Genomic DNA, 18,170 nt, shown 5'->3' on the forward strand with positions numbered 1-18,170 from the left:
TCGCTCTGGCGGCTCTTGGCCAGGGTCCGCTCCAGTTTCGGCAGGAACGTCAACGCCTTCATCAGGGGGCCGGCCTCTTCGACGCCCTCCAGGCCGAGGTGCTTGGCCAGGCGCCGCAGCGGCTGGTTGATGGTGCGGTAGCGGACGGTGAGTTCTGCGGCGATGGTCTCGGCCTCGGGCCGGGCCAGTTGGCTGACGGTACGGGCGGCCTGGTGCATGGCGGTGATGTCGAGCAGGTCGAGGCCGGACCGGACGTCCTGTTCGGGGTCGGCGGCGGCGTGGCTGAGGGTGATCCACGCCTCGCGCGGCATCAGGGCGGCGGAGTCCAGGTCGCACAGGGTGCGCATGCGCTGCTTGGCGGCCAGGTTCGCGGAGGTGCGGGCGAGGTCGGACATCAGCATGTCGAAGACCTCGATCGCTTCGTCCGCGGAGCGGGTGTGCATCGCGGCGGCGAACGCCACCAGGGTGGCCATCCTGCGTGGCTCGGCGAGGTCGGCGACCGCGCGGGCGCGGACCGAGGAGGCGTAACGGGACAGCGCGTGCAGGCGGCCGGCCGGGATGGCGGCCAGATCCCAGGCGGCAGCGCCGAGCTTGTTGAGCTCGATGACCCGATCGATGGCCTTGCCCGCGCCGGGGCCAGTGATGTCGCGCGGGGAGCGGCGCAGCCGGTCGAGTTTGGAGGTGCGGCGGCAGTCCTCGACCGGCAGCAGCGCGGTCAGGGCGGCGCGCTGGGCGCCGTCCGGGTGGGTGGCCAGGGTGCGCCAGGTCTTGCGGTTGGTGTGCTCGCGGACGGAAGTGACCATGCGTTCGAGGACGGTGGCGCCGGGCAGCAGCACCTCGTTCTCGACCAGGTGCAGCGTGGCGAGGTCGAACAATGCGATGGGGCGCTCGTTGCCCGACCAGCAGCGGTCCCACAGCCAGCGGGCCAGCTTCCACCAGGCGTCGCCCTTCAGATCCCGGTAGCCGTAGGCGTCCTTGATGGCATCTCTGTGGTCCCAGCGGGTGCGCTCGGCCCCGTACCCGGCGAGCACCGACGCAGGGTGGCCGAGCTGCTCGGCGACGTATGCGATGACTTCGGCGGGCGCGTCCTCGGGGCTGTCCAGGAAGGTGCCTAGGAACCGTACGGTGCCCAGCTGGACGGCGTAGCCGAGCTGCGATCTCGCGCCCCGGCAGGCCATCGCCCGGCGCCGCGCGTCGCGGTCCAGCAGGAAGTAGCCGGCCAGCTGCCCGTCGTCCGGCACCTGCGTGAACGTTCCGTAGTTGCGGCGCTGTTCGTCGGTCAGGAACACCACCCGTCCCGCCCCCTCTTGCTGTGACGGCGCTCACCTGAAGTCACCTGATCGGCAGGGACGGAACCGGGTCAGCTCGGTGCTGACGGCGGTCACCAGCCCGCGTAGCGTAGCGAGAACCCGCTCATGCCGCGTCACCTCCCAGCCGCGGCTCTCACTTGCCGCCACGACTGGAGGAACGCCTAGACGACGAGTTCAGGTCCGGCGAACCCGAACGCCCCCGATAAGGCGACGTCACAGAATCCCCGCCGCTCCGCGAAGCCGTCCCTGACGGCAGATGCTCCGCAGCCGCCCCAGGAACGTACCGCCTGGACATCGAGGCCATGATGTGGGCAGCGCCCAGTCGATCCTGCAAAACAGCATTCGAATCGTTGTTCCGCTCCTGCACCTGGCTGGCAAAGTCTTCCGCTTTCGAACACACCGCCTTCACGATGCCAAGATTCTCGTAATACGCGTCGTGATTAAGCCAGGGGCGTCCGCTCCTGCGATCAGCATCGTAGCGCTCAACACCCACCCGCCATGCGTGTCGTAGTCTCGTACGCTCAAAAGCCTCGTGTTCCATCCGGGCGTTATCCGACGACAACCCGCCACCGCGATTTCTGGCCGCCATGGCCTCCCTCCACAGCCACTGCAGGTGCTGATCATGCCCCCGAAGCGTAGGCGGCGTCTCCTGCATCAGCTCGCCCCAGGGACAGTCCTCTTCCAGCGCCATCCGCTGCACGGCAGAAAGCTCCTCAAGCCTCCTCGGGAAACGGCTGACATCATCGGTCTCCGGCACGAGTTCCATCTCCTCAGGTAGGACGACACTCTCTGTCCACAGAAACGCGTCGCCTGCCCGAACGGTTCACAAGCCGACGAGACCACGATCCAGACCAACGGCTATTGCCGCCTTCCGTTCAAGCACCACGGACCTGCATCCGTGGAACCACAGCCCCGCTTACGCCAGGTCACGATCAGCCGAGGAAGCACAACAGCTTCTGATCCCGATCCTGGCCTGACATCCCGGTCGCGGACAAAACCGGCCGTCACTTCTACCTCATCGCCGCAGCGATCCGGTCGGCATACGCGCGGTACGCCTTGCGTCCGGCCGGGGTGGAGTCGTCGTCGGCAAGAGCGCCGCACTGCTCCAGCGCGGCCTGGTGGAGCGTGAGCGAAGCGGTGACGCGCACCGAGTAGCCCTTGCCCGCGGCGAATGGTCCGGCCGCAGCGCAGCGCCTCGTGGACGGTGGCGTCCCGGGTGTCTTGAAGGTGGTCGGCGAGCAGGCCGGGCACGTCGATGGTGTGCGGCTGCTCGGGCGCCTGCTCCTGGTCTTGGACCTCGCAGGCCACGCCGCCGAGTTCCTCCGGGACGCCGCGGGCGCCGGCCGCGTCGAGAACCCGGCGGACGGTTCTGGGCGCGTCGCCATACTGCCTGGCGAGCGCCTTCACCGCGGCGCCCTTGGCATACGCGCCGACGACGTCGGCCGCCTTGCTCTCGGCGAGCCCGGCCGGACGCCCCAACGTCTTGCCTGCGGCCTCGGCGGCGGCGCCTTCCTTGGTGTTCTCCGAGATCATGTCGCGCTGGAACTCCAGAGCCCCGGCGAGCATCGTGACGAACTCTTCGCTCGTCCGGCGGGGCGCCAGATCATGACCGTAAGGGGGCTAAATGGGGAGGCGCAAATAAGGAGCGAGCCCCGATTGGATCGACATGCTGATTTGCCCCGCTATACCAGGTCCCGGTCATTGGATCGGCGCGAGGGGGCGCAATCGACCGATTCCGCCTCCCGTCCGTCATTCGACGGGCGTCCAGACGATCACCGCCGCGGCAGCACAGGGGCGGAGTGTCAAATCATGTGACACCAAACTGCACTCTCTGCATGCTTCCTACTCGACCCCGCTGTCAGGGCTGTCGCTGGAGCCGAGGGCACGGCGGCGAACCGACGGGGCAGAGGCCCTGCCCCGGGTCCGCACAGGCTGATCCGAGATCGCTCATGGCGGCGCCTTCCGCATGTGTGTCAGCTCCCGATGAACCAAACCGGCGGACAAGCCGTAGAGGCAGTGACATGCGAGCGTCACATACTCGCAGCTTTACGGGAGTTGCCTGTGAGTGCACCACCTTCACCATCGCGCGAACCTTCGGGGCGCCGGCCTGGCTGGAACCGCAGGTCCGGAGCCATCCTCGGTTTGACCTTGACCACCTCGTTACGGGGCGGGCCCGACAGTGCCTGGGAAACGCCCAGCGGGCCTTGTGCGACGCGGAGAAGGACAAGGCCCGTGCCCGCCTGATGATCACGCTGTGCGATCACGCCGGGTGATCGCACGTACCGCGCGATCTGATGCGGCGCCGTGCATGCAAGGCCCGTATGACACGTCTCTGGGGGGCAACCATGAGTGCGCGTACCTGCCCTGACATCGCGCCACCCCCACTCGCACAGCCCCTCGTGGAGTCAACCGCCCATGCAGCTCTCCCAGTTACTCAGTTCCATCCAGTACCCGATGGACCTCTTCGCCGTCTTCGCCTGCGCGATCTGCGGAGCGTTCCTCGCCGTACGCAAGGATTTCGACCTCATCGCGACCGTGCTCCTCGCCGAGGTCGCCACCCTGGGGGGCGGGCTGTTCCGCGACCTGGTGATCGGCGTCAAGCCGATCTCCTTCACCGACCCCGCCTACTACCTCACCCCGGTCGGGGCGGCGGTCATCGTGTACTTCAGCACCACGCTCCAGCAGCACGAGAAGGCGGTCGACGTCTTCGACGCGATCGCCCTGGGCCTGCTCAGCGTGACCGGGACGACCAAGGGCCTCGTCCACGGCTTCGACCCGGCCCCCGCCGCCGCCCTGGGTCTGGCCACAGCGATCGGCGGCGGCATCATGGCACACCTAGTGGCTCGCGAGGTCCCGCCGGTGCTGCGCTGGGACCAGGATCTGTACTCCCTGCCCGCCCTTCTGGGCGCGGGCGCCACGTCCCTACTGCACATGGCGAAGTGGCTGACCGTCCCCAGCGCCGCCGGCGCGGCCGTACTCGCCATCGGGGTCCGCCTCCTCGCCCTCCACCATGGCTGGCGCACCCCGCGCTCCCTCACCTGGCGCCGCCGCACCGCCCAGCAGCCGACCGCGACACCCCCCGTCCCGGCACCGACCCCGGCCTTCCCCTCCTTCGAGGACACGATGCGCATCCGGTTCGCCGAGCGCCTGGACGACACCATCCGCATACGCCGCCCCGTCTTCCCCGCCGCCGAGCCGGCCGCGCAGCCCTTCACCGACCCGCGCGTCCCCTACGCCCACGCCCCCCGCCCGCATGCCACCAGTCACCGACAGGTGCCCTGAGCCATCCAGCTTCTCCCCCTGCCGCGCGGGAATTCGGGCCGCACGCGGTGCGGGGACGCGGCCGGGCCTGGTACCGGGGCGAATCGGGCGGTGGACGGCCGCGGCCGCCACCCGACGGCGGACGGCGGAGCGTCGGGCATACCGGGCCCGATGGCCGCCCTGACGAACCCGATCTGGCTCGGCAAGCGCGAGCGCTGACGGGAGCACTGACCGGACGCGCAGATCAGCGGCAGGCGGCCAGTGCCGGATCCTGCCCCGACCGGCTCAGCGCCTCGGCGACAAATCCGGACGCCGCCAAGTCAGCCACCGTCTCGCTCAGGAACCGCACCGTCTCCGGCTGCCGCGCCTTCGTCGTCCCGACGGCCTGCCGGATGGTCATGAACGCGGGCTCGACCAAGCGCAGTTCGGGCCGCTCGGCGAGATGCGCGGTCAGCGGCTGCCGGATTCCCGCCGCGACCTCCAGTTCCTCGGCGTGGAACACGTCCACCCCCTCCGGCCCCCGGACCACGGTGGCGTGGCGCAGGGTGCGCGTCAGGTACAGGTCGTAGGCGGAGCCCTGCTTCACCCCGATACGGACGCCCGCGCGATCCACGTCTTCGGCCGTCCGCAGCGTGGACTCGGCCGGAACGGCGTACACGCCCTCGATGTGCACGTACGGAGCGGTGAACGCGACCTCCGCCGCACGGGCCGGGTCGACGGCGAGGAAGCAGAGGTCGGCACGGCCGGTGGTCATCGCCTCAAAGGACTTGCGGGCCGCGTCGAAGCAGAGGAACTCCACAGGCAGGCCGAGCCGTCGGGCGATCTCACCGGCGAGATCGACGGTGACGCCGCGGGGCGCGTCCGGGGTGCCCTGGGCGAGGACGGGGTTGCCGAGGTTGACGGAGGCGCGGAGCACTCCGGCGGGGGCGAGGTCGCGGGCGAGCGCGGTGGTGTCAGGGGTCTCCATGGCCGGAGTCTAGATACGGGCCGGAACCCCTCGGACCGAGATCGTTCCCGGCCGTGTTCCTTCGTGGCTCGACGGACATCCATCCGCCACTATGAGTGGAAACATCCGTTTTGCCTGGAGGTCTCGCATGCACCGTGACGGTTTCCCTGCCCCGGATTCCGGACTCCTCCTCACCCACTTTCTGACGGTGGCCGACGTGGCCCGATCGCGCGCCTTCTACACCGACGTCCTCGGCGGCGAGGTGGTGCTCGAGGAGAACCCCTGCACCATCAAGCTCGCGAACGGGTGGATCATCATGAACCCGGGCGGTGGCCCCACCCCGGACAAGCCGGACATCACCCTGCGCCCGCCCACCGACCCGAGCACGGTCAGCAGCTTCCTCAACCTCCGCGTCGCCGACATCGAGGCATGCCACCGGGAGTGGAGCGCGAAGGGCGCCGAATTCCTCACGCCACCCATCGACCGCAAGGCCGAGGTGCGGTGCTACCTGCGCGACCCGGACGGCTACCTCATCGAAGTCGGGCAGGCCACCGGCATGATGCACGGCACCTACGCCGACCCACCCGCTGGCACGCGCTAGGCGCCGCCGTCCGCGTCGACGACGCAGCTGATCTCGACGACCTGGCCGGGGAAGGTCAGTTCGGTGACGCCCACGACCGTGCTGACCGGGCGGTGGTCGCCGAAGTACGCCCGATTGCCCTCCGCCGCCGCCGAGGCGTTCTGCAGCAGGTTCACCACGTACAGGGTCTGCGAGACGACCTGGCTCCGGGTGACACCGTAGTGGTCCAGGACCTTGTCCAGGTTGGCGTAGGTCTGCTTGAGCTGGGCGGCGAAGTCGTCCGCGTGGACGAACTCGCCCGCCTCGTCGAGCGCGAGCTGTCCGGAGACGTGGATCAGCTCGCCGGACTTGATCGCCTGCGAGTAGCCGAAGTCGCTTTCGGCGGGCACGTTGTGGTTGAAGACATCGATGGTGGTCAAGGGTGATCGCCCTTCTGGCGTGCTCTCCTGTAGTTACTCGGAAACTGTAGGAGAGTGCGCACTGACCTGGAAGAACGCACTTTTCGGTGACTGAGGAACGTGACGGTGACCGTGGGGGTATGCCCGCTACCCGCGGGGGTGGTGGATCGAACGGACCCGCGCGAAGGTCGGGTCGTACGCCTCCGCGATCGCCGCCGCCTCGGCGATGTGCTCGCGGACGTCGGGGCGCCGCATCGCTTCCTTGTACTGCTGCTCACTGGCCCACTGCGCGTAGTTGACGACGCGGTTGCCGTCCAGGCTGACGTGCAGGTTCGCGGAGACGAAGCCGGGCACGGTCAGGAACACCTCGCTGGTCGCCCGGTCGAGAGCGTCGGCGAGTTCGATCTGCCGTTCCGGGGCGACGGTGAAGACGTTGACCATAGTGATCACGTCGGAGTCTACGGAGATCGTCGTGGTGGGGGTGCTCATGGCTGGTGCCTCCAGCGATCGGTCACGCGGTTTGGATGTCAGGACTTTGACATCCAGAAACGTAAACTCGCCCCACCCCTATGTCAAACTCCTGACATGGAAGACCAGAAGCCCACCCCACCGCCCCACCCCGCCGATGACGTCACGGAACACGTGGGATACCGCCTCAAACGCGCCGCCGCGGCCTTGCGCGGCGCCATGGACACGGCGCTGCGCGAGCACCAGCTGACCGTGCCGCAGTACGCCTGCCTCGAACTCCTGGACCAGCGGCCCGGCCTGTCCAACGCCGAACTCGCCCGCAGCACGTTCGTCACCCGGCAGTCCGTGAACGTCGTCCTGCGCAACCTCCAGGACGCGGGACTCGTCTCCCGCCCCGCCACCACCGAACACGGCCGCGCCCTGCCCACCCACCTCACCCCCGACGGCCGCGCCCGGCTCGACGCGGTCCGGTCCGCCGTCTACGCCATCGAGCGACGGATGATCGCCACCATCCCCGAACACCGCCTGGCCGACCTCCTCACCGACCTCGACCGCATGGCCGCCGCCCTCGACACCTGACCCGCCCTTCCCTTGAGGGCAGCGGGGGTTATCCCCAGGTGAGGGGGTCGAGGTGGAGGTAGAAGCGTTCCCGGGTGCGGTCCAGAGGAGTGCCGTAGTGGGTGGCGAACCGGGCTTCCGCCGTGGCCGCCTGGTGTGCGTCGGGCCAGGTTTCGCGGGCGGTGGCCAGGAGGAGGGCGATGTCGGCGTAGGGGTCGGCGCGGCCCAGGCGGCCCACGTCGATGAAGCCCGTCACGGTCAGGGTCACCGGGTCGAGGACGATGTTGGGCAGACACAAGTCCCCGTGGCAGACGACCATTTCGGCCGCTTCCTGGGCCAGGCGGGCTTCGAGCTGCGGGGCGAGGCGGGCGAGGAGTTCGCCGGGTGGGGTGTGCTGTTGGTCGACGGGGAGGAAGTCCGGGTTGACCGCGCCGCGCGCCACGACCTCGCGGGCGGTGGCGTACATCTGGCGGAGGTCGCGGCTGAAGGGGCAGTGCTGGGGCGGGAGATCGTGCAGCCGTCGTACGGCGTCGGCGATCGGCTCCCACGCCGCGTGGAGCGTGGCGGCCGGGACGCGGTCCGCGGGGACGCCCGGGACGGCGCTCGTCACCAGGCAGCTGCCCGCAGCGGTGGCGCGCCAGTCGAGTGCCCGGGCGCCGGGCGCGCCCTGGGCGTGAAGCCATCCGACACGGTCCCGCTCCGCCTCCAGCGCGGCCACCTGGCGCGGGGGCACGCATTTCGCGTACCGCGCGCCGTCATCGGAGCGGAAGACCGCGGCCCCGGACTCGCCGGAGGTGACGGGCTCCCACCCGCCACGGTCCGCGGGCAGGAGGGTTCGTAGTGCCTCGGCATCGGTCACGGCACCAGGCTACGAGCGGCGGTTCAGCTGGCCGGGCCGGTCGTCACGCTCCACGCGGCGTTTCAGTAGCGGACCTTGCCGTAGTCGACCGGCTGCTCGGGATACGTGGCGGCCCGGCGGGCGAGGGCTCGCATCCGGGCCCTCATCTCGTCGGCGGGGAGGTGGTGGTAGCTGCCGTGGCCGGGGAGGACCCATGCGAAGGTCAGCTCCTCCGCGCCGCGCGCCACGGACGCGGCCAGGGTCGTGATCGAGTCGTAGACGACGCTGTCGGCCACCTCCAGGTCCTGTTGGGAGTGCGACCAGAAGAAGGCGTCGCCGGTGAAGCAGAACGTGTCGTCCGCGACGAAGACCGTGCTGCCCGCCGTGTGGCCGGGAAACGGGTGCGCGATCACTCCTGGGCCGATCTCTACCGGGTCCTGACCGCGGATGACCGAGTCGGCGTCGGGCCGGGAGTGGAGGTCGCCCTCGTGGATCCACAGCCGGGCGCCGAACGCGTCGGCATACTGGCGGCCGTGGGCCACATGGTCGAGGTGGGTGAGCAGCACGTCGGTGATCTTCCCCGCCCTCTCCTCGTAGCGGCGGGCGAGCGCGGGCCGCCAGTGCGGGGTGTCGATCATCATCGCGGTGGCGTCGGGGCGGCGCAGCAGATAGGAGGCGGCGCCGTAGGTCTTCGGCGAGGCGTGCCCGCACAGCAGGACGGTGCCGTCCTCGTCCAGGGGCAGGGGGTACGGGTCCGAGCCCGGCGCCCAGTCGTTGGCGGGCGGGTGCACGGAACGGGTCGGGCAGGCGTGGGCGGCCAGGTAGAGCTGGCGGACCTCGTCGTCGTTCTCGGGCTGGCGCAGAACGACCGACAGGCCACCGTAGTCGCCGCCGGGCGTGTAGCCGATGAGGCCGGGGGCGGACTGGCGGGCGAGGTTGCAGTTCAGGCAGCGGCCGTCTACGTACCAGCCAGGTGCGTTGTCGGTCTGGGGCGTGCTCATGAATCCCCTCCTGAGGATGCGGCGCACCCACGTCGTCGGGCGTGCGGTCCGGGGCGCGGGTATGACGCTGGTGCGAATCAGGTCATGGAAGGCGCGACGGAAGGCGATGCGACGGACGACGTTTCCGCCGCGAATCTTAACGGATAGGAGCACGCCGTGACGGCGACAGTGACCGTGGACTTCTGGTTCGATCCCGCCTGCCCCTACAGCTGGCTCACCTCGCGGTGGGTGGTGGAGGCGGCCAAGGTCCGGCCCCTGGAGGTGCGGTGGCGGATCATGAGCTTGGCGGTGCTCAACGAGGGGCGCGATGACGATCCTGAGGGTGACCCCGAGGGCTACCTGTGGATTCCCGTACGTATCTGCGCCGCCGTGCTGCGGCGGTACGGGCAGGAAGCGCTGGGCGCGTTCTACGCCGCCCTCTGGGCCGATCGCGGCGGCGACGGTGACGGCGGCGGCGCCAAGCGGTGGATGAACGATCCCTCGGTGGCGCTGGCCGATGTCGGGCTGCCTCCGGAGCTTGCCGAGGCCGCCCGGTTCCGCGGCGGCTACGACGACGCGGTGCGCGCCTCGCACGCCGAGGGCATCGCGCTCCTCGGCCCACACGTCGGCACGCCGGTCGTCGCCGTCCCGGCCCCGGGCGGTGACGACGGCGCGCGGATCGCCTTCTTCGGGCCGGTGCTGTCCCAGGTCCCGCGCGGCGAGGACGCCGGTCGGCTCTGGGACGCCACCTTGCTGGTCGCGGGCGCCCCCGGTTTCCACGAACTCAAGGGCGCACCGGCCGACCCGTCCCCCGATGTGAGCGGCTACTGCGCGCGTTCGATCCACTCGCTGCCGCCCAGCGGGTAGTCGTAGCCGGGGCGGCCGGTGTTGGCGCTGGTGCGGAAGGGGGTGCCGTTGTTGTCGATGTGCACGGTGCCGTGGCGGTCGCCGCTGGACCATTTCAGGGCGAGGTCCCAGCGGACGTCGTGCGCCTTGGTGCGGGCGGTGACGTAGAAGACCTCCGGGTCGGACTCGCTGACCTTGTAGGGGAAGTCGCGCTGTCCGTTCTTGACGGTGACGGTGGGGCTGCCGTTGTCGAGGTCGACGTCGAACGACTTGGTGCCGACGCCTCCGCCGCAGCCGACGCCCATCGAGTAGTCGTTCCAGGGGAGCGGGGCGCCCTTCGCGACGACGCGGATGTGCAGCGCCTCCAGGACGACGGTGTCCTCGCCGGTGCCCTGCACGGTGAGCGCGACGCGCTGCTGGTCCGAGGAGACCGCGTTGTTGGCGGCCGCCCAGCGGGGGGCGTCCTGCTCAGGGGCGGGCGGGCCGACCTGTTCGGGCTCGGCGTTCACGAGGAAGGTCTGGCTGCACGGGCTCTCGTAGGTGTACGGGCGGGTGGCGACGTTGAGCGGTACGCCGCGGGGACGCTTGGCGGCGCCCCCGCCCCCACCGCCACGGGCGCCCCCGCCGTCGCGCGCGGCGGGCTTCGACGCCGGTGCGGAGGGTTCGCCGGGCTTCGCGCTCCGGGAGGAGGACGGGGAGGAGGACGAAGAGGGCGACGCGGACCGGCGCTTGCCGTCCGCCCGGTCGGTGGTTTCGGGTGCGGTGGTCGGGACGGTGACATCGCCCGCCCTCCGGTCCTCGCCGTCGTCCCCGGAGGACGGCAGATTCACGGCGACCACGAGGGCGCCCAGCACGGCGGCCGTCGCGACGGAGGCGATGAGCGCGGTACGGCGCCGACCGAGCCGTACGGGCTCGGGGCGCCGCGCGGGAGCGGGCGGAGCGGTGTCGCCGACGACGGGTTCCTCGCTGGCCGGTTCCTCGCTGGCCGGTTCGCGCCCGCCGGGTTCGGCGAGTTCGGCCCGTTCAGCGTCCACGGACGGCGGCTCGGGCGGGCCGTCATCCGGGGCGGCGGCGGGCGCCGGTTCTTCGGGCCCCGCGCTCTTACGCTTCCGTGCCTCGTCCGCCAGGATCCACCGCCGGTGCAGCTCGACCAGTTCGTCCGGCGTCGCCCGGCACACCCGGGCGATCCGTTCGGCCGGTGCGTAATCGGGCGGAACCGCGCTGCCGTTGCAGTAACGATGCAGCGTGGACGTGCTCATATGTAACCGCTTGGCGAGCGCCCCGTAGCTCAGCCCCGAGCGTTCCTTGAGCCCCCGCAGCAGCTCCGCGAACGCCCCCGCGTCCGCCCCGGTGGCCCCTGTTGCCCCTGACACCCGTTCCTCCCCATCCCTGTGCGGCCCGGCGCGTCCCATTTCCGCGTCCCAAGCCGCTGACGTTCCCCCTGGTCACAGCCCGTTTTCGCGTTCCACTGTCCCCAACTGCCCGGATTTCGTTGCGGCTGGGACGGATCACCCCACAAGCTCCGGTCATCCAAGCACCACACGCACCGCACCGCCGAAAGGGCTCACCCATATGTCGAGCATCCGCAACTCCCGCACCCGTGTCCGGACCGCCGCCGCGTCCGTCGCGGTCGCCGCGTTCTCCCTGGCCGCGTTCGGCAGCGGAGCGATGGCCCACGCCGAGGGCGCGCGGGCCGCGGGGGCGGCGAAGGCCAAGGCAACCGTCACCTGCCAGGGGTCCAACACCAAGACGGTCGCGACGCTCCTGAACCGCCCCATCAACCACATGCTGCTGACGGTCACCAACACCGGCAAGGTCCCCTGCAACCTGTACCAGTACCCGGCCGTCCAGTTCGGCGAGGCCCAGTCGGTGCCGCCGGTCATCGAGGAGTCGAAGCCGCAGGCCGTCGTCACGCTCGCGCCGAAGGAGTCCGGCTACGCCTCGGTGAACCTGTCGGCCGCCGACGGCAGCGGCGGGAACGGCCACACCGAGAAGTCCCTCACCGTCTGGTTCCAGGGCCGCACCGCCGACGAGGACGTCCCCTCGGCCGCCCGCCCGGCGCTGCCCGCCAAGGGCGTCTGGATCGACGACTCCCTCAAGGTCACCTACTGGCAGCAGAACCTGGACGACGCCATCATCTGGTAGCACCGGGCGGGCGGTAGGCCGCCCGGACGCGGCGACCGCCGTCCACCACCAGGTCCGTGCCGGTGATCCAGGACGCCTCGTCGGAGACGAGCCAGCGCACCGCGCGGGCCACGTCCTCCGGTTCGCCGATGCGGCCCAGCGGGAGGGTGGCGGCGATCGACGGTTCGTCGGGCTCCCAGACGAAGCGGGCCATCTCGGTACGGGTCAGCCCCGGGGAGACCGCGTTGACGCGGACGGACGGGGCGAGTTCGGCGGCGAGCTGGCGGGTGAGGCGCAGCAGGGCGGTCTTGCTGGCGCCGTAGGCACCGACGCCCGGGCCCACGCCATGGGTGCCCTCGGTGCAGATGTTGACCACCGCACCGCCGTGGTCACGCATCCAGGCGTGCCAGGCAGCCTGGGTCAGCCGCAGCGGGGCCTCCACGTTGACCGTGAAGGCCCGGCGCCAGGCGAGCGGGTCGGCGTCGATCAGCGGCCCCAGCGGGGCGTTGGTGGCGGCGTTGTTGACGAGGATGTCGAGGCGGCCGAAGGCGGCGACCGTGCGCCCCACGGCCGCCTCGACGTGCGACGCGTCCGCCACGTCCCCCTGGCAGGCGATCGCGTGCGGGCCCAGGGCGCGGACGGCCTCGGTGAGGCCGTCCGCGTCCCGTGCCGTCAGGCACACCGCCACCCCGTCCGCCGCCAGCGCCGCCGCCACGGCCAGGCCGATGCCGCGCGAGGCGCCCGTGACCAGGGCGGCGCGCCGCACCGGTTCAGCCACGCGTCGACACGCTGCGGGTGTCGCGGCCCGAGCGCAGCACCCGGCCCGGGATCGCGCCGGTGATCTCGTCGTCGCGGATCGTCTCGACGCCGCCGACCCGGACGCTCACCACGCCCGTCGCCCGGGAGTCCAGGCGGGGGCTGTCGCCGGGGAGGTCGTGGACGAGCTTCGCCTGTCCCGCGTCGATCCGTTCGGGGTCGAAGAGGACGAGGTCGGCGTGGTAGCTCTCGGTGATACGGCCCCGGTCGCGCAGCCCGAACAGCCGGGCCGGGTCGTCGGTGAGCATCCGGACGGCCCGCTCCAGGGGGAGCAGCTTCCGGCCGCGCAGACAGTCGCCGAGGAAGCGCGTGGTGTACGGGGCGCCGCACATGCGGTCCAGATGGGCGCCCGCGTCGGAGCCGCCCAGCATGACGTCCTCGTGCTCCCAGGTCTGCCGCCGCAGCTCCCAGCTGGCCGGGTCGTTGTCGGTCGGCATCGGCCACAGGACCGTACGCATCTCGTCGGCCGCGCAGATCTCCACCAGGGTGTGGAAGGCGTCCTGTCCGCGCTCGGCGGCGATGTCGCGGACGACGCGGCCGGTGAGCCCGGCGTTGGCCTCGCTGTACGTATCGCCGATGACGTACCGCTCGAAGTCGGCGAGGCGGCGGAAGACCCCGGCCTCGGGGCTGGTCGCGCGGCGCAGCATCTCCGAACGTACGGCGCCGTCGCGGAGCTTGGCGATGCGCTCCGGGATGGGCAGGCCCAGGATGTCGCCCCAGCCGGGGATGAGGTTGAGCGCGCAGAACGTGCCGAGCGACATGTTCATGGGAGTGAGGATCGGCATGGTGAGGGCGACGATGCGGGCGCCCGCCTTACGGGCCCGTTCGCTGGCCTCCAGCTGACGCGGCACGCGCTCCGGCACGGCGGCGTCGATGGTCAGGACGTTCCAGTTGAGGGGGCGTCCGGCGGCGGCGCTCATCTCCACCAGCAGGTCGATCTCCTCGTCCGCGAACCGGTCGAGGCAGCCCGCCACGATGGCCTCGATCTGGGTGCCCTCGTGCTCGCCGACGGCCCGGCAGAGGGCGAGGAGTTCGTCGGGCCCCGCGTGCCGGGAGGCGACCGGCTGCCCGTCCCCGTCGGCGTGGGTGGAGGACTGGGTGGTGGACAGCCCCCACGCCCCCGCGTCCATCGCCTCGCGCAGCAGCCGCACCATCCGCTCCAGCTGGGCGGGGGTGGGGCGGCCGCCGATCGCGTCGGGGCCCATGACGTGGCGGCGCAGCGCGCAGTGCCCCACCATGAAGCCCGCGTTGACGGCGATGCGCCCCTCCAGGGCGTCGAGGTATTCGCCGAAGCTGTGCCAGTTCCAGGGCGCGCCCTCCTCCAGGGCGACGAGCGACATGCCCTCGACCCGGCTCATCATGCGCCGTGTGTAGTCGGCGTCGGCGGGGCGCTCGGGGTTGAGCGGAGCGAGGGTGAAGCCGCAGTTGCCGCCCGCGATGGTGGTGACGCCGTGGTTCATGGAGGGGGTGGCGTACGGATCCCAGAAGAGCTGCGCGTCGTAGTGGGTGTGCGGGTCGACGAAGCCGGGGGCCAGGACGAGACCGGTCGCGTCCTCGCTGGTGCGGGCCGGTTCGGTGACGGATCCCGGCTCGGCGATGGCCGCGATCCGTCCGTCCCGCAGGCCGACGTCGGCGGTGTACGAGGGGGCGCCCGTGCCGTCCACGACGGTCGCGCCCTTGATGAGGTGGTCGAGCACGGGTGGGGTCCCTTCTGACGCCTGCCGTTAGCTGCCTGACAACAACTGATATCTGTCAGCTGTTCGCTGCCACCTGTCAGCTGCTATCCGTCACCTGATCGCTGTCACCTGTCAGCTGATATCTGTCAGCTGCTATCCGTCAGCTGTTCGCTGTCCGGCGGAAGCGGGTCGTGCGGTGCACCGGGTCGGTGTCGATCTTCGGGATGACGTGCTCGCCGATGAGCTTGATGGTGTTCAGGGTGTCCTCGTAGCCGATGCCGATCGGCAGCCCGAAGGAGAGCTGATCGGCCCCGGCCTGTTCCCACCGCTTGCACTGCTGGAAGACCTCGTCCGGGTCGCCGCAGATCATCAGCTCCTCGGCGATGAGCAGCTCGATGATCTCCTCGGTGTAGTCGGGGAGGAGCTCGGGCCACTCCGGGATGCCGTCCGGGCGCGGGAACGTGTCGTGGTAGCGGAAGAGGAGCGACTGGAGGTAGTTGAGGCCGCCGCCGAGGGCGATCTCGACCGCCTTGGCGTGGGTCTCGGCGCAGATCGCGGTCGAGGTCACCATGACGTTGTCGTTGACGAAGCCGCCGACCGGTTCGGCGTCCTTGACGGCGTTCTTGTAGGAGTCGAGGACCCACTCCATGTCGGAGACCTTCTGGACGGAGAAGCCGAGGACACCGAGGCCCTTGCGGCCCGCCATCGCGTACGAGGACGGGGACCCGGCCGCGTACCACATGGCCGGGTGGCCGGTGCCGTACGGCTTGGGCAGCACCTTGCGGGGCGGGAGCGACCAGTGCTTGCCCTGGAAGCCCGGGTACTCGTCCTGGAGCCACATCTTGGCGAACTCGCCGATGGTCTCTTCCCAGATCTCCTTGGTGTGGTTCATGTCGGTGACGCCCGGGATGAACCCCAGGATCTCGTGGCTGCCTGCCCCGCGCCCCGACCCGAACTCGAACCGGCCGCCGGAGAGGTGGTCGAGCATGGCCACCTTCTCGGCGACCTTGACGGGGTGGTTGACCTGCGGGAGGGGGTTGAAGATGCCGGAGCCGAGGTGGATGCGCTCGGTGGCGTGGGCGAGGTAGCCGAGGAAGACGTCGTTCGCGGAGAGGTGGGAGTACTCCTCCAGGAAGTGGTGCTCGGAGGCCCACGCGTACTTGAAGCCGGACCGGTCGGCCTGGATGACGTACTCGGTCTCCTCGATGAGGGCGTGGTGCTCGGCCTCGGGGTCGGTGCGGCGTCGGCGCTCCGGCACGTATCCCTGTACGAACAGTCCGAATTCCAAGGGGTTCACCGCCTCCAGTCACAAGAATCTGACGTACCGTCAGATTCGATTCCGAACCATGGCACCGGGAGGGTGGACCGTCAAGGGCCAGGCTTCAGATCGACGCCTCAGAAGGACGCTTCAGACAGACGCTTTCAGAAGACCGAGACACCGCTCAGCCAGCCGCCGTCGGCGACGATCGGCTGGCCGGTGATGTACGACGAGTCGTCCGAGGTGAGGAAGAGCGCCAGCCGGGCGACCTCCTCGGGGCGGCCGATGCGGCCCATCGGGATCAGCTTGCGGTAGAGGCCGTTCACCGCGTCCGACGCCTCGGCGACATCCGTCGCCTCCGCCGCCGGGTCGAGACGGGCCGGGTTGCTCATGGGGGTGTCGACCGCGCCGGGGCACACCGCGTTGACCCGGATCCCCTTGCCCGCCAGCTCCATCGCGGCCACCCGGGTCATCCCGACGATGGCCGCCTTGGTGGCGGCGTACGAGGTCAGCAGGGCCATACCGGAGAGGGCGACGTACGAGGCGGTGTTGACGATCGTGCCGCCGCCCGCCGCCGCCAGCTCGGGCGCGACCGCGCGCATGCCGAGGAACGCGCCGACCTGGTTGACCTGGACGACGGTCAGGTACTCCTCCAGCGGCGTGCTGGTCAGCTCGTTGAAGCGGAGGATGCCCGCGTTGTTGACCAGCCCGCTTACCGTGCCGAAGGTCTCTTTCGCGAACGCCACGGCGGCCGCCCAGTCGTCCTCGCGGCTCACATCCAGGTGGACGTACGCGGCGGACTCCTCCCCCAGCTCCTTGGCGACGGCCGCGCCCTGCTCGTCGAGGACGTCCGCGAGCACCACCTTCGCGCCCTCGGCGGCGAACAGCCGCGCCTCCTGCTCGCCCTGCCCGCGCGCCGCGCCCGTGACGATCACGACGCGTCCGTCCAGCTTGCCCATGGCGATCTCCTCAAGGGTTGGAGTCAAGGGTTCGGGTCAACGGTTCGGGTCAAGGGTTGAGATGGGGAGCGACACCGGCCGCGAAGGCGGCCATCTGATCGGTCAGTTCGGCGCGGCTGCGGCTGCGGAACCGCACCTGGATCTGGTCCACGCCCATGGCCGCGTACGCGCGCAGCGACTCGGCCAGTCGCTCCGGCTCCCCGGTGAGCGTGCGCCGCCCCACGCGCCAGGACGGGTCGCCTACGTACAGCGGCTCGGCGATGGCGCCGATCTCGGCGGGCTCCCCGACACCCGCCGCCTCGCGCAGCGCGCGCAGCCGGGCGATCTGGGCGGGGAGCCGGTCGCGCGGATCGCCCTGCGGCAGCCAGCCGTCGCCGCGCACCGCCGCCCGGCGCAGCGCGGCGGGCGACGAGCCGCCCACCCACAGCGGGGGGCGCGGCGTCTGGGCGGGGCGCGGGGCCTGGCCGAGGTCTCGATACGCGAAGTACTCACCGTGGAAGTCGGCGTACTCCTGCGGCCCCAGCGCCGCCTTCAGCGCGTCGACCGTCTCGTCGAGCAGCGGCCCGCGCGCGTCGAAGTCGACGCCGAGCGCGTCGAACTCCTCGCGTACGTGCCCGGCGCCGACCCCGAGGATCAGCCGCCCGCCGGAGAGGTGGTCGAGCGTCGCGTACTGCTTGGCGGTGAGCAGGGGGTGCCGGAGCGCGGCGACGGCGACATGGCTGAGCAGCCGCACCCGCTCGGTGGCGGCGGCCAGATAGCCGAGGGTGGCGACCGGGTCGTACCAGACGGTGCCCATGGCATCGGCCAGCCGCCTCGGGATCGCGACGTGGTCGCAGACGGCGACGTAGGCGAAGCCGTACCGGTCGGCGGCGCGGGCGATGGCCACGAGGTCGGCCGGACCGGCGGCCTCCTCCCACGGTTCGGCGTAGAGGGTGCTCTGTGACTGGATGGGCAGCTGCATGCCGTAGCTCAACCGGCCCCGGGGCAGGACGCGCATGCCGGGCCTCCTTGTCGGTGGACCGCGGTGGACCGCCATCGTCATACCTGACGGTCCATCAGACAAGGCCGGTGTTATCGTACGACTGACGCGAACCCCAGGCCTCCCCCCAAGGCCGCCGAGGGCCGCGCGCGTCCTTCCCCGCATGAGGGCAA

18 protein-coding genes and 1 pseudogene are annotated in these 18,170 nt (G+C 70.8%); 5 read left to right on the plus strand and 14 right to left on the minus strand.

Annotation, left to right across the window (positions count from 1 at the left end; genetic code table 11):
* Positions 1-848: 848 nt before the first annotated feature.
* The 3 genes and pseudogenes from ACFV9T_RS23735 to ACFV9T_RS23745 form a co-directional block, all read right to left on the minus strand.
* Positions 849-1,292: pseudogene (locus ACFV9T_RS23735) on the minus strand (DUF4158 domain-containing protein); the annotation flags it as partial.
* Between the two features lie 151 nt (positions 1,293-1,443).
* Positions 1,444-2,067 (minus strand): hypothetical protein, encoded by a 624-nt coding sequence (locus tag ACFV9T_RS23740; protein WP_385443592.1) that lies wholly within the window; start codon positions 2,065-2,067, stop codon positions 1,444-1,446.
* Between the two features lie 101 nt (positions 2,068-2,168).
* Positions 2,169-2,876 carry a hypothetical protein gene (locus tag ACFV9T_RS23745; RefSeq protein WP_385443594.1) on the minus strand — a complete coding sequence of 236 codons (708 nt, stop codon included), beginning with the start codon at positions 2,874-2,876 and terminating at the stop codon, positions 2,169-2,171.
* Between the two features lie 849 nt (positions 2,877-3,725).
* Between ACFV9T_RS23745 and ACFV9T_RS23750 the strand changes: the two genes are divergently transcribed.
* The gene (locus tag ACFV9T_RS23750; protein ID WP_385443597.1) at positions 3,726-4,592 is read left to right on the plus strand and encodes a trimeric intracellular cation channel family protein; all 867 of its coding nucleotides are present in this window, start codon (positions 3,726-3,728) and stop codon (positions 4,590-4,592) included.
* A 223-nt stretch (positions 4,593-4,815) separates the two neighbouring features.
* Here ACFV9T_RS23750 and ACFV9T_RS23755 read toward each other — a convergent pair whose 3' ends face one another.
* The gene (locus ACFV9T_RS23755; RefSeq protein ID WP_385443599.1) at positions 4,816-5,538 is read right to left on the minus strand and encodes a transporter substrate-binding domain-containing protein; all 723 of its coding nucleotides are present in this window, start codon (positions 5,536-5,538) and stop codon (positions 4,816-4,818) included.
* Between the two features lie 127 nt (positions 5,539-5,665).
* On the opposite strand from ACFV9T_RS23755, the gene ACFV9T_RS23760 reads away from it, so the two are divergent.
* Positions 5,666-6,118 (plus strand): VOC family protein, encoded by a 453-nt coding sequence (locus ACFV9T_RS23760; protein WP_385443602.1) that lies wholly within the window; start codon positions 5,666-5,668, stop codon positions 6,116-6,118.
* On the opposite strand, the gene ACFV9T_RS23765 is transcribed toward ACFV9T_RS23760, so the two are convergent.
* The gene (locus tag ACFV9T_RS23765) at positions 6,115-6,516 is read right to left on the minus strand and encodes a RidA family protein (protein ID WP_385443604.1); all 402 of its coding nucleotides are present in this window, start codon (positions 6,514-6,516) and stop codon (positions 6,115-6,117) included. The two genes, ACFV9T_RS23760 and ACFV9T_RS23765, sit on opposite strands and share 4 nt — an antisense overlap.
* A 126-nt stretch (positions 6,517-6,642) precedes the next feature.
* Positions 6,643-6,984, minus strand: a complete 342-nt coding sequence (locus tag ACFV9T_RS23770; RefSeq protein WP_385443606.1) for an antibiotic biosynthesis monooxygenase family protein — start codon at positions 6,982-6,984, stop codon at positions 6,643-6,645.
* A 96-nt stretch (positions 6,985-7,080) separates the two neighbouring features.
* Here ACFV9T_RS23770 and ACFV9T_RS23775 point away from each other — a divergent pair, with 96 nt between their 5' ends.
* On the plus strand, positions 7,081-7,542 hold the full coding sequence (locus ACFV9T_RS23775; RefSeq protein ID WP_385443608.1) for a MarR family winged helix-turn-helix transcriptional regulator: 462 nt from the start codon (positions 7,081-7,083) through the stop codon (positions 7,540-7,542).
* 28 nt (positions 7,543-7,570) lie between these two features.
* On the opposite strand, the gene ACFV9T_RS23780 is transcribed toward ACFV9T_RS23775, so the two are convergent.
* Together ACFV9T_RS23780 and ACFV9T_RS23785 are read right to left on the minus strand one after the other, a co-directional pair.
* Complete coding sequence (locus ACFV9T_RS23780; protein WP_385443611.1) at positions 7,571-8,380, minus strand: APH(3'') family aminoglycoside O-phosphotransferase; 810 nt, start codon at positions 8,378-8,380, stop codon at positions 7,571-7,573.
* A gap of 62 nt (positions 8,381-8,442) precedes the next feature.
* Positions 8,443-9,360 (minus strand): 4Fe-4S domain-containing protein, encoded by a 918-nt coding sequence (locus tag ACFV9T_RS23785; RefSeq protein WP_385443614.1) that lies wholly within the window; start codon positions 9,358-9,360, stop codon positions 8,443-8,445.
* Between the two features lie 156 nt (positions 9,361-9,516).
* On the opposite strand from ACFV9T_RS23785, the gene ACFV9T_RS23790 reads away from it, so the two are divergent.
* Positions 9,517-10,206: a disulfide bond formation protein DsbA gene (locus tag ACFV9T_RS23790; protein ID WP_385443615.1), complete on the plus strand. Its 690-nt coding sequence runs from the start codon at positions 9,517-9,519 to the stop codon at positions 10,204-10,206.
* On the opposite strand, the gene ACFV9T_RS23795 is transcribed toward ACFV9T_RS23790, so the two are convergent.
* Positions 10,164-11,558 (minus strand): helix-turn-helix domain-containing protein, encoded by a 1,395-nt coding sequence (locus ACFV9T_RS23795; RefSeq protein WP_385443617.1) that lies wholly within the window; start codon positions 11,556-11,558, stop codon positions 10,164-10,166. The genes ACFV9T_RS23790 and ACFV9T_RS23795 overlap by 43 nt on opposite strands.
* 199 nt (positions 11,559-11,757) lie before the next feature.
* On the opposite strand from ACFV9T_RS23795, the gene ACFV9T_RS23800 reads away from it, so the two are divergent.
* Positions 11,758-12,330 carry a DUF4232 domain-containing protein gene (locus ACFV9T_RS23800; RefSeq protein WP_385443619.1) on the plus strand — a complete coding sequence of 191 codons (573 nt, stop codon included), beginning with the start codon at positions 11,758-11,760 and terminating at the stop codon, positions 12,328-12,330.
* Here ACFV9T_RS23800 and ACFV9T_RS23805 read toward each other — a convergent pair.
* The 5 genes from ACFV9T_RS23805 to ACFV9T_RS23825 form a co-directional block, all read right to left on the minus strand.
* The gene (locus ACFV9T_RS23805) at positions 12,320-13,087 is read right to left on the minus strand and encodes an SDR family oxidoreductase (RefSeq protein ID WP_385443620.1); all 768 of its coding nucleotides are present in this window, start codon (positions 13,085-13,087) and stop codon (positions 12,320-12,322) included. The genes ACFV9T_RS23800 and ACFV9T_RS23805 overlap by 11 nt on opposite strands.
* The gene (locus ACFV9T_RS23810; protein ID WP_385443621.1) at positions 13,080-14,822 is read right to left on the minus strand and encodes an amidohydrolase family protein; all 1,743 of its coding nucleotides are present in this window, start codon (positions 14,820-14,822) and stop codon (positions 13,080-13,082) included. Before ACFV9T_RS23810 ends, ACFV9T_RS23805 begins: the two co-directional genes overlap by 8 nt.
* A gap of 139 nt (positions 14,823-14,961) precedes the next feature.
* Positions 14,962-16,089 (minus strand): LLM class flavin-dependent oxidoreductase, encoded by a 1,128-nt coding sequence (locus tag ACFV9T_RS23815; RefSeq protein WP_385443623.1) that lies wholly within the window; start codon positions 16,087-16,089, stop codon positions 14,962-14,964.
* Positions 16,090-16,223: 134 nt separating this feature from the next.
* The gene (locus ACFV9T_RS23820; RefSeq protein WP_385443625.1) at positions 16,224-17,018 is read right to left on the minus strand and encodes an SDR family NAD(P)-dependent oxidoreductase; all 795 of its coding nucleotides are present in this window, start codon (positions 17,016-17,018) and stop codon (positions 16,224-16,226) included.
* Between the two features lie 49 nt (positions 17,019-17,067).
* Positions 17,068-18,015 (minus strand): LLM class F420-dependent oxidoreductase, encoded by a 948-nt coding sequence (locus ACFV9T_RS23825; protein ID WP_385443626.1) that lies wholly within the window; start codon positions 18,013-18,015, stop codon positions 17,068-17,070.
* Between the last annotated feature and the right edge of the window lie 155 nt (positions 18,016-18,170).

Source organism: Streptomyces sp. NPDC059850, from assembly GCF_042731515.1.
Taxonomy (GTDB): domain Bacteria; phylum Actinomycetota; class Actinomycetes; order Streptomycetales; family Streptomycetaceae; genus Streptomyces.

What these genes read in the sequence shown, in the direction of transcription:
- ACFV9T_RS23755 (WP_385443599.1), bottom strand. Translation starts at nt 5,538, where the DNA reads ATGGAGACCCCTGACACCACCGCGCTCGCCCGCGACCTCGCCCCCGCC.
- ACFV9T_RS23760 (WP_385443602.1), top strand. Translation starts at nt 5,666, where the DNA reads ATGCACCGTGACGGTTTCCCTGCCCCGGATTCCGGACTCCTCCTCACC.
- ACFV9T_RS23750 (WP_385443597.1), top strand. Translation starts at nt 3,726, where the DNA reads ATGCAGCTCTCCCAGTTACTCAGTTCCATCCAGTACCCGATGGACCTC.
- ACFV9T_RS23745 (WP_385443594.1), bottom strand. Translation starts at nt 2,876, where the DNA reads ATGCTCGCCGGGGCTCTGGAGTTCCAGCGCGACATGATCTCGGAGAAC.
- ACFV9T_RS23800 (WP_385443619.1), top strand. Translation starts at nt 11,758, where the DNA reads ATGTCGAGCATCCGCAACTCCCGCACCCGTGTCCGGACCGCCGCCGCG.
- ACFV9T_RS23785 (WP_385443614.1), bottom strand. Translation starts at nt 9,360, where the DNA reads ATGAGCACGCCCCAGACCGACAACGCACCTGGCTGGTACGTAGACGGC.
- ACFV9T_RS23770 (WP_385443606.1), bottom strand. Translation starts at nt 6,984, where the DNA reads ATGAGCACCCCCACCACGACGATCTCCGTAGACTCCGACGTGATCACT.
- ACFV9T_RS23820 (WP_385443625.1), bottom strand. Translation starts at nt 17,018, where the DNA reads ATGGGCAAGCTGGACGGACGCGTCGTGATCGTCACGGGCGCGGCGCGC.
- ACFV9T_RS23775 (WP_385443608.1), top strand. Translation starts at nt 7,081, where the DNA reads ATGGAAGACCAGAAGCCCACCCCACCGCCCCACCCCGCCGATGACGTC.
- ACFV9T_RS23825 (WP_385443626.1), bottom strand. Translation starts at nt 18,015, where the DNA reads ATGCGCGTCCTGCCCCGGGGCCGGTTGAGCTACGGCATGCAGCTGCCC.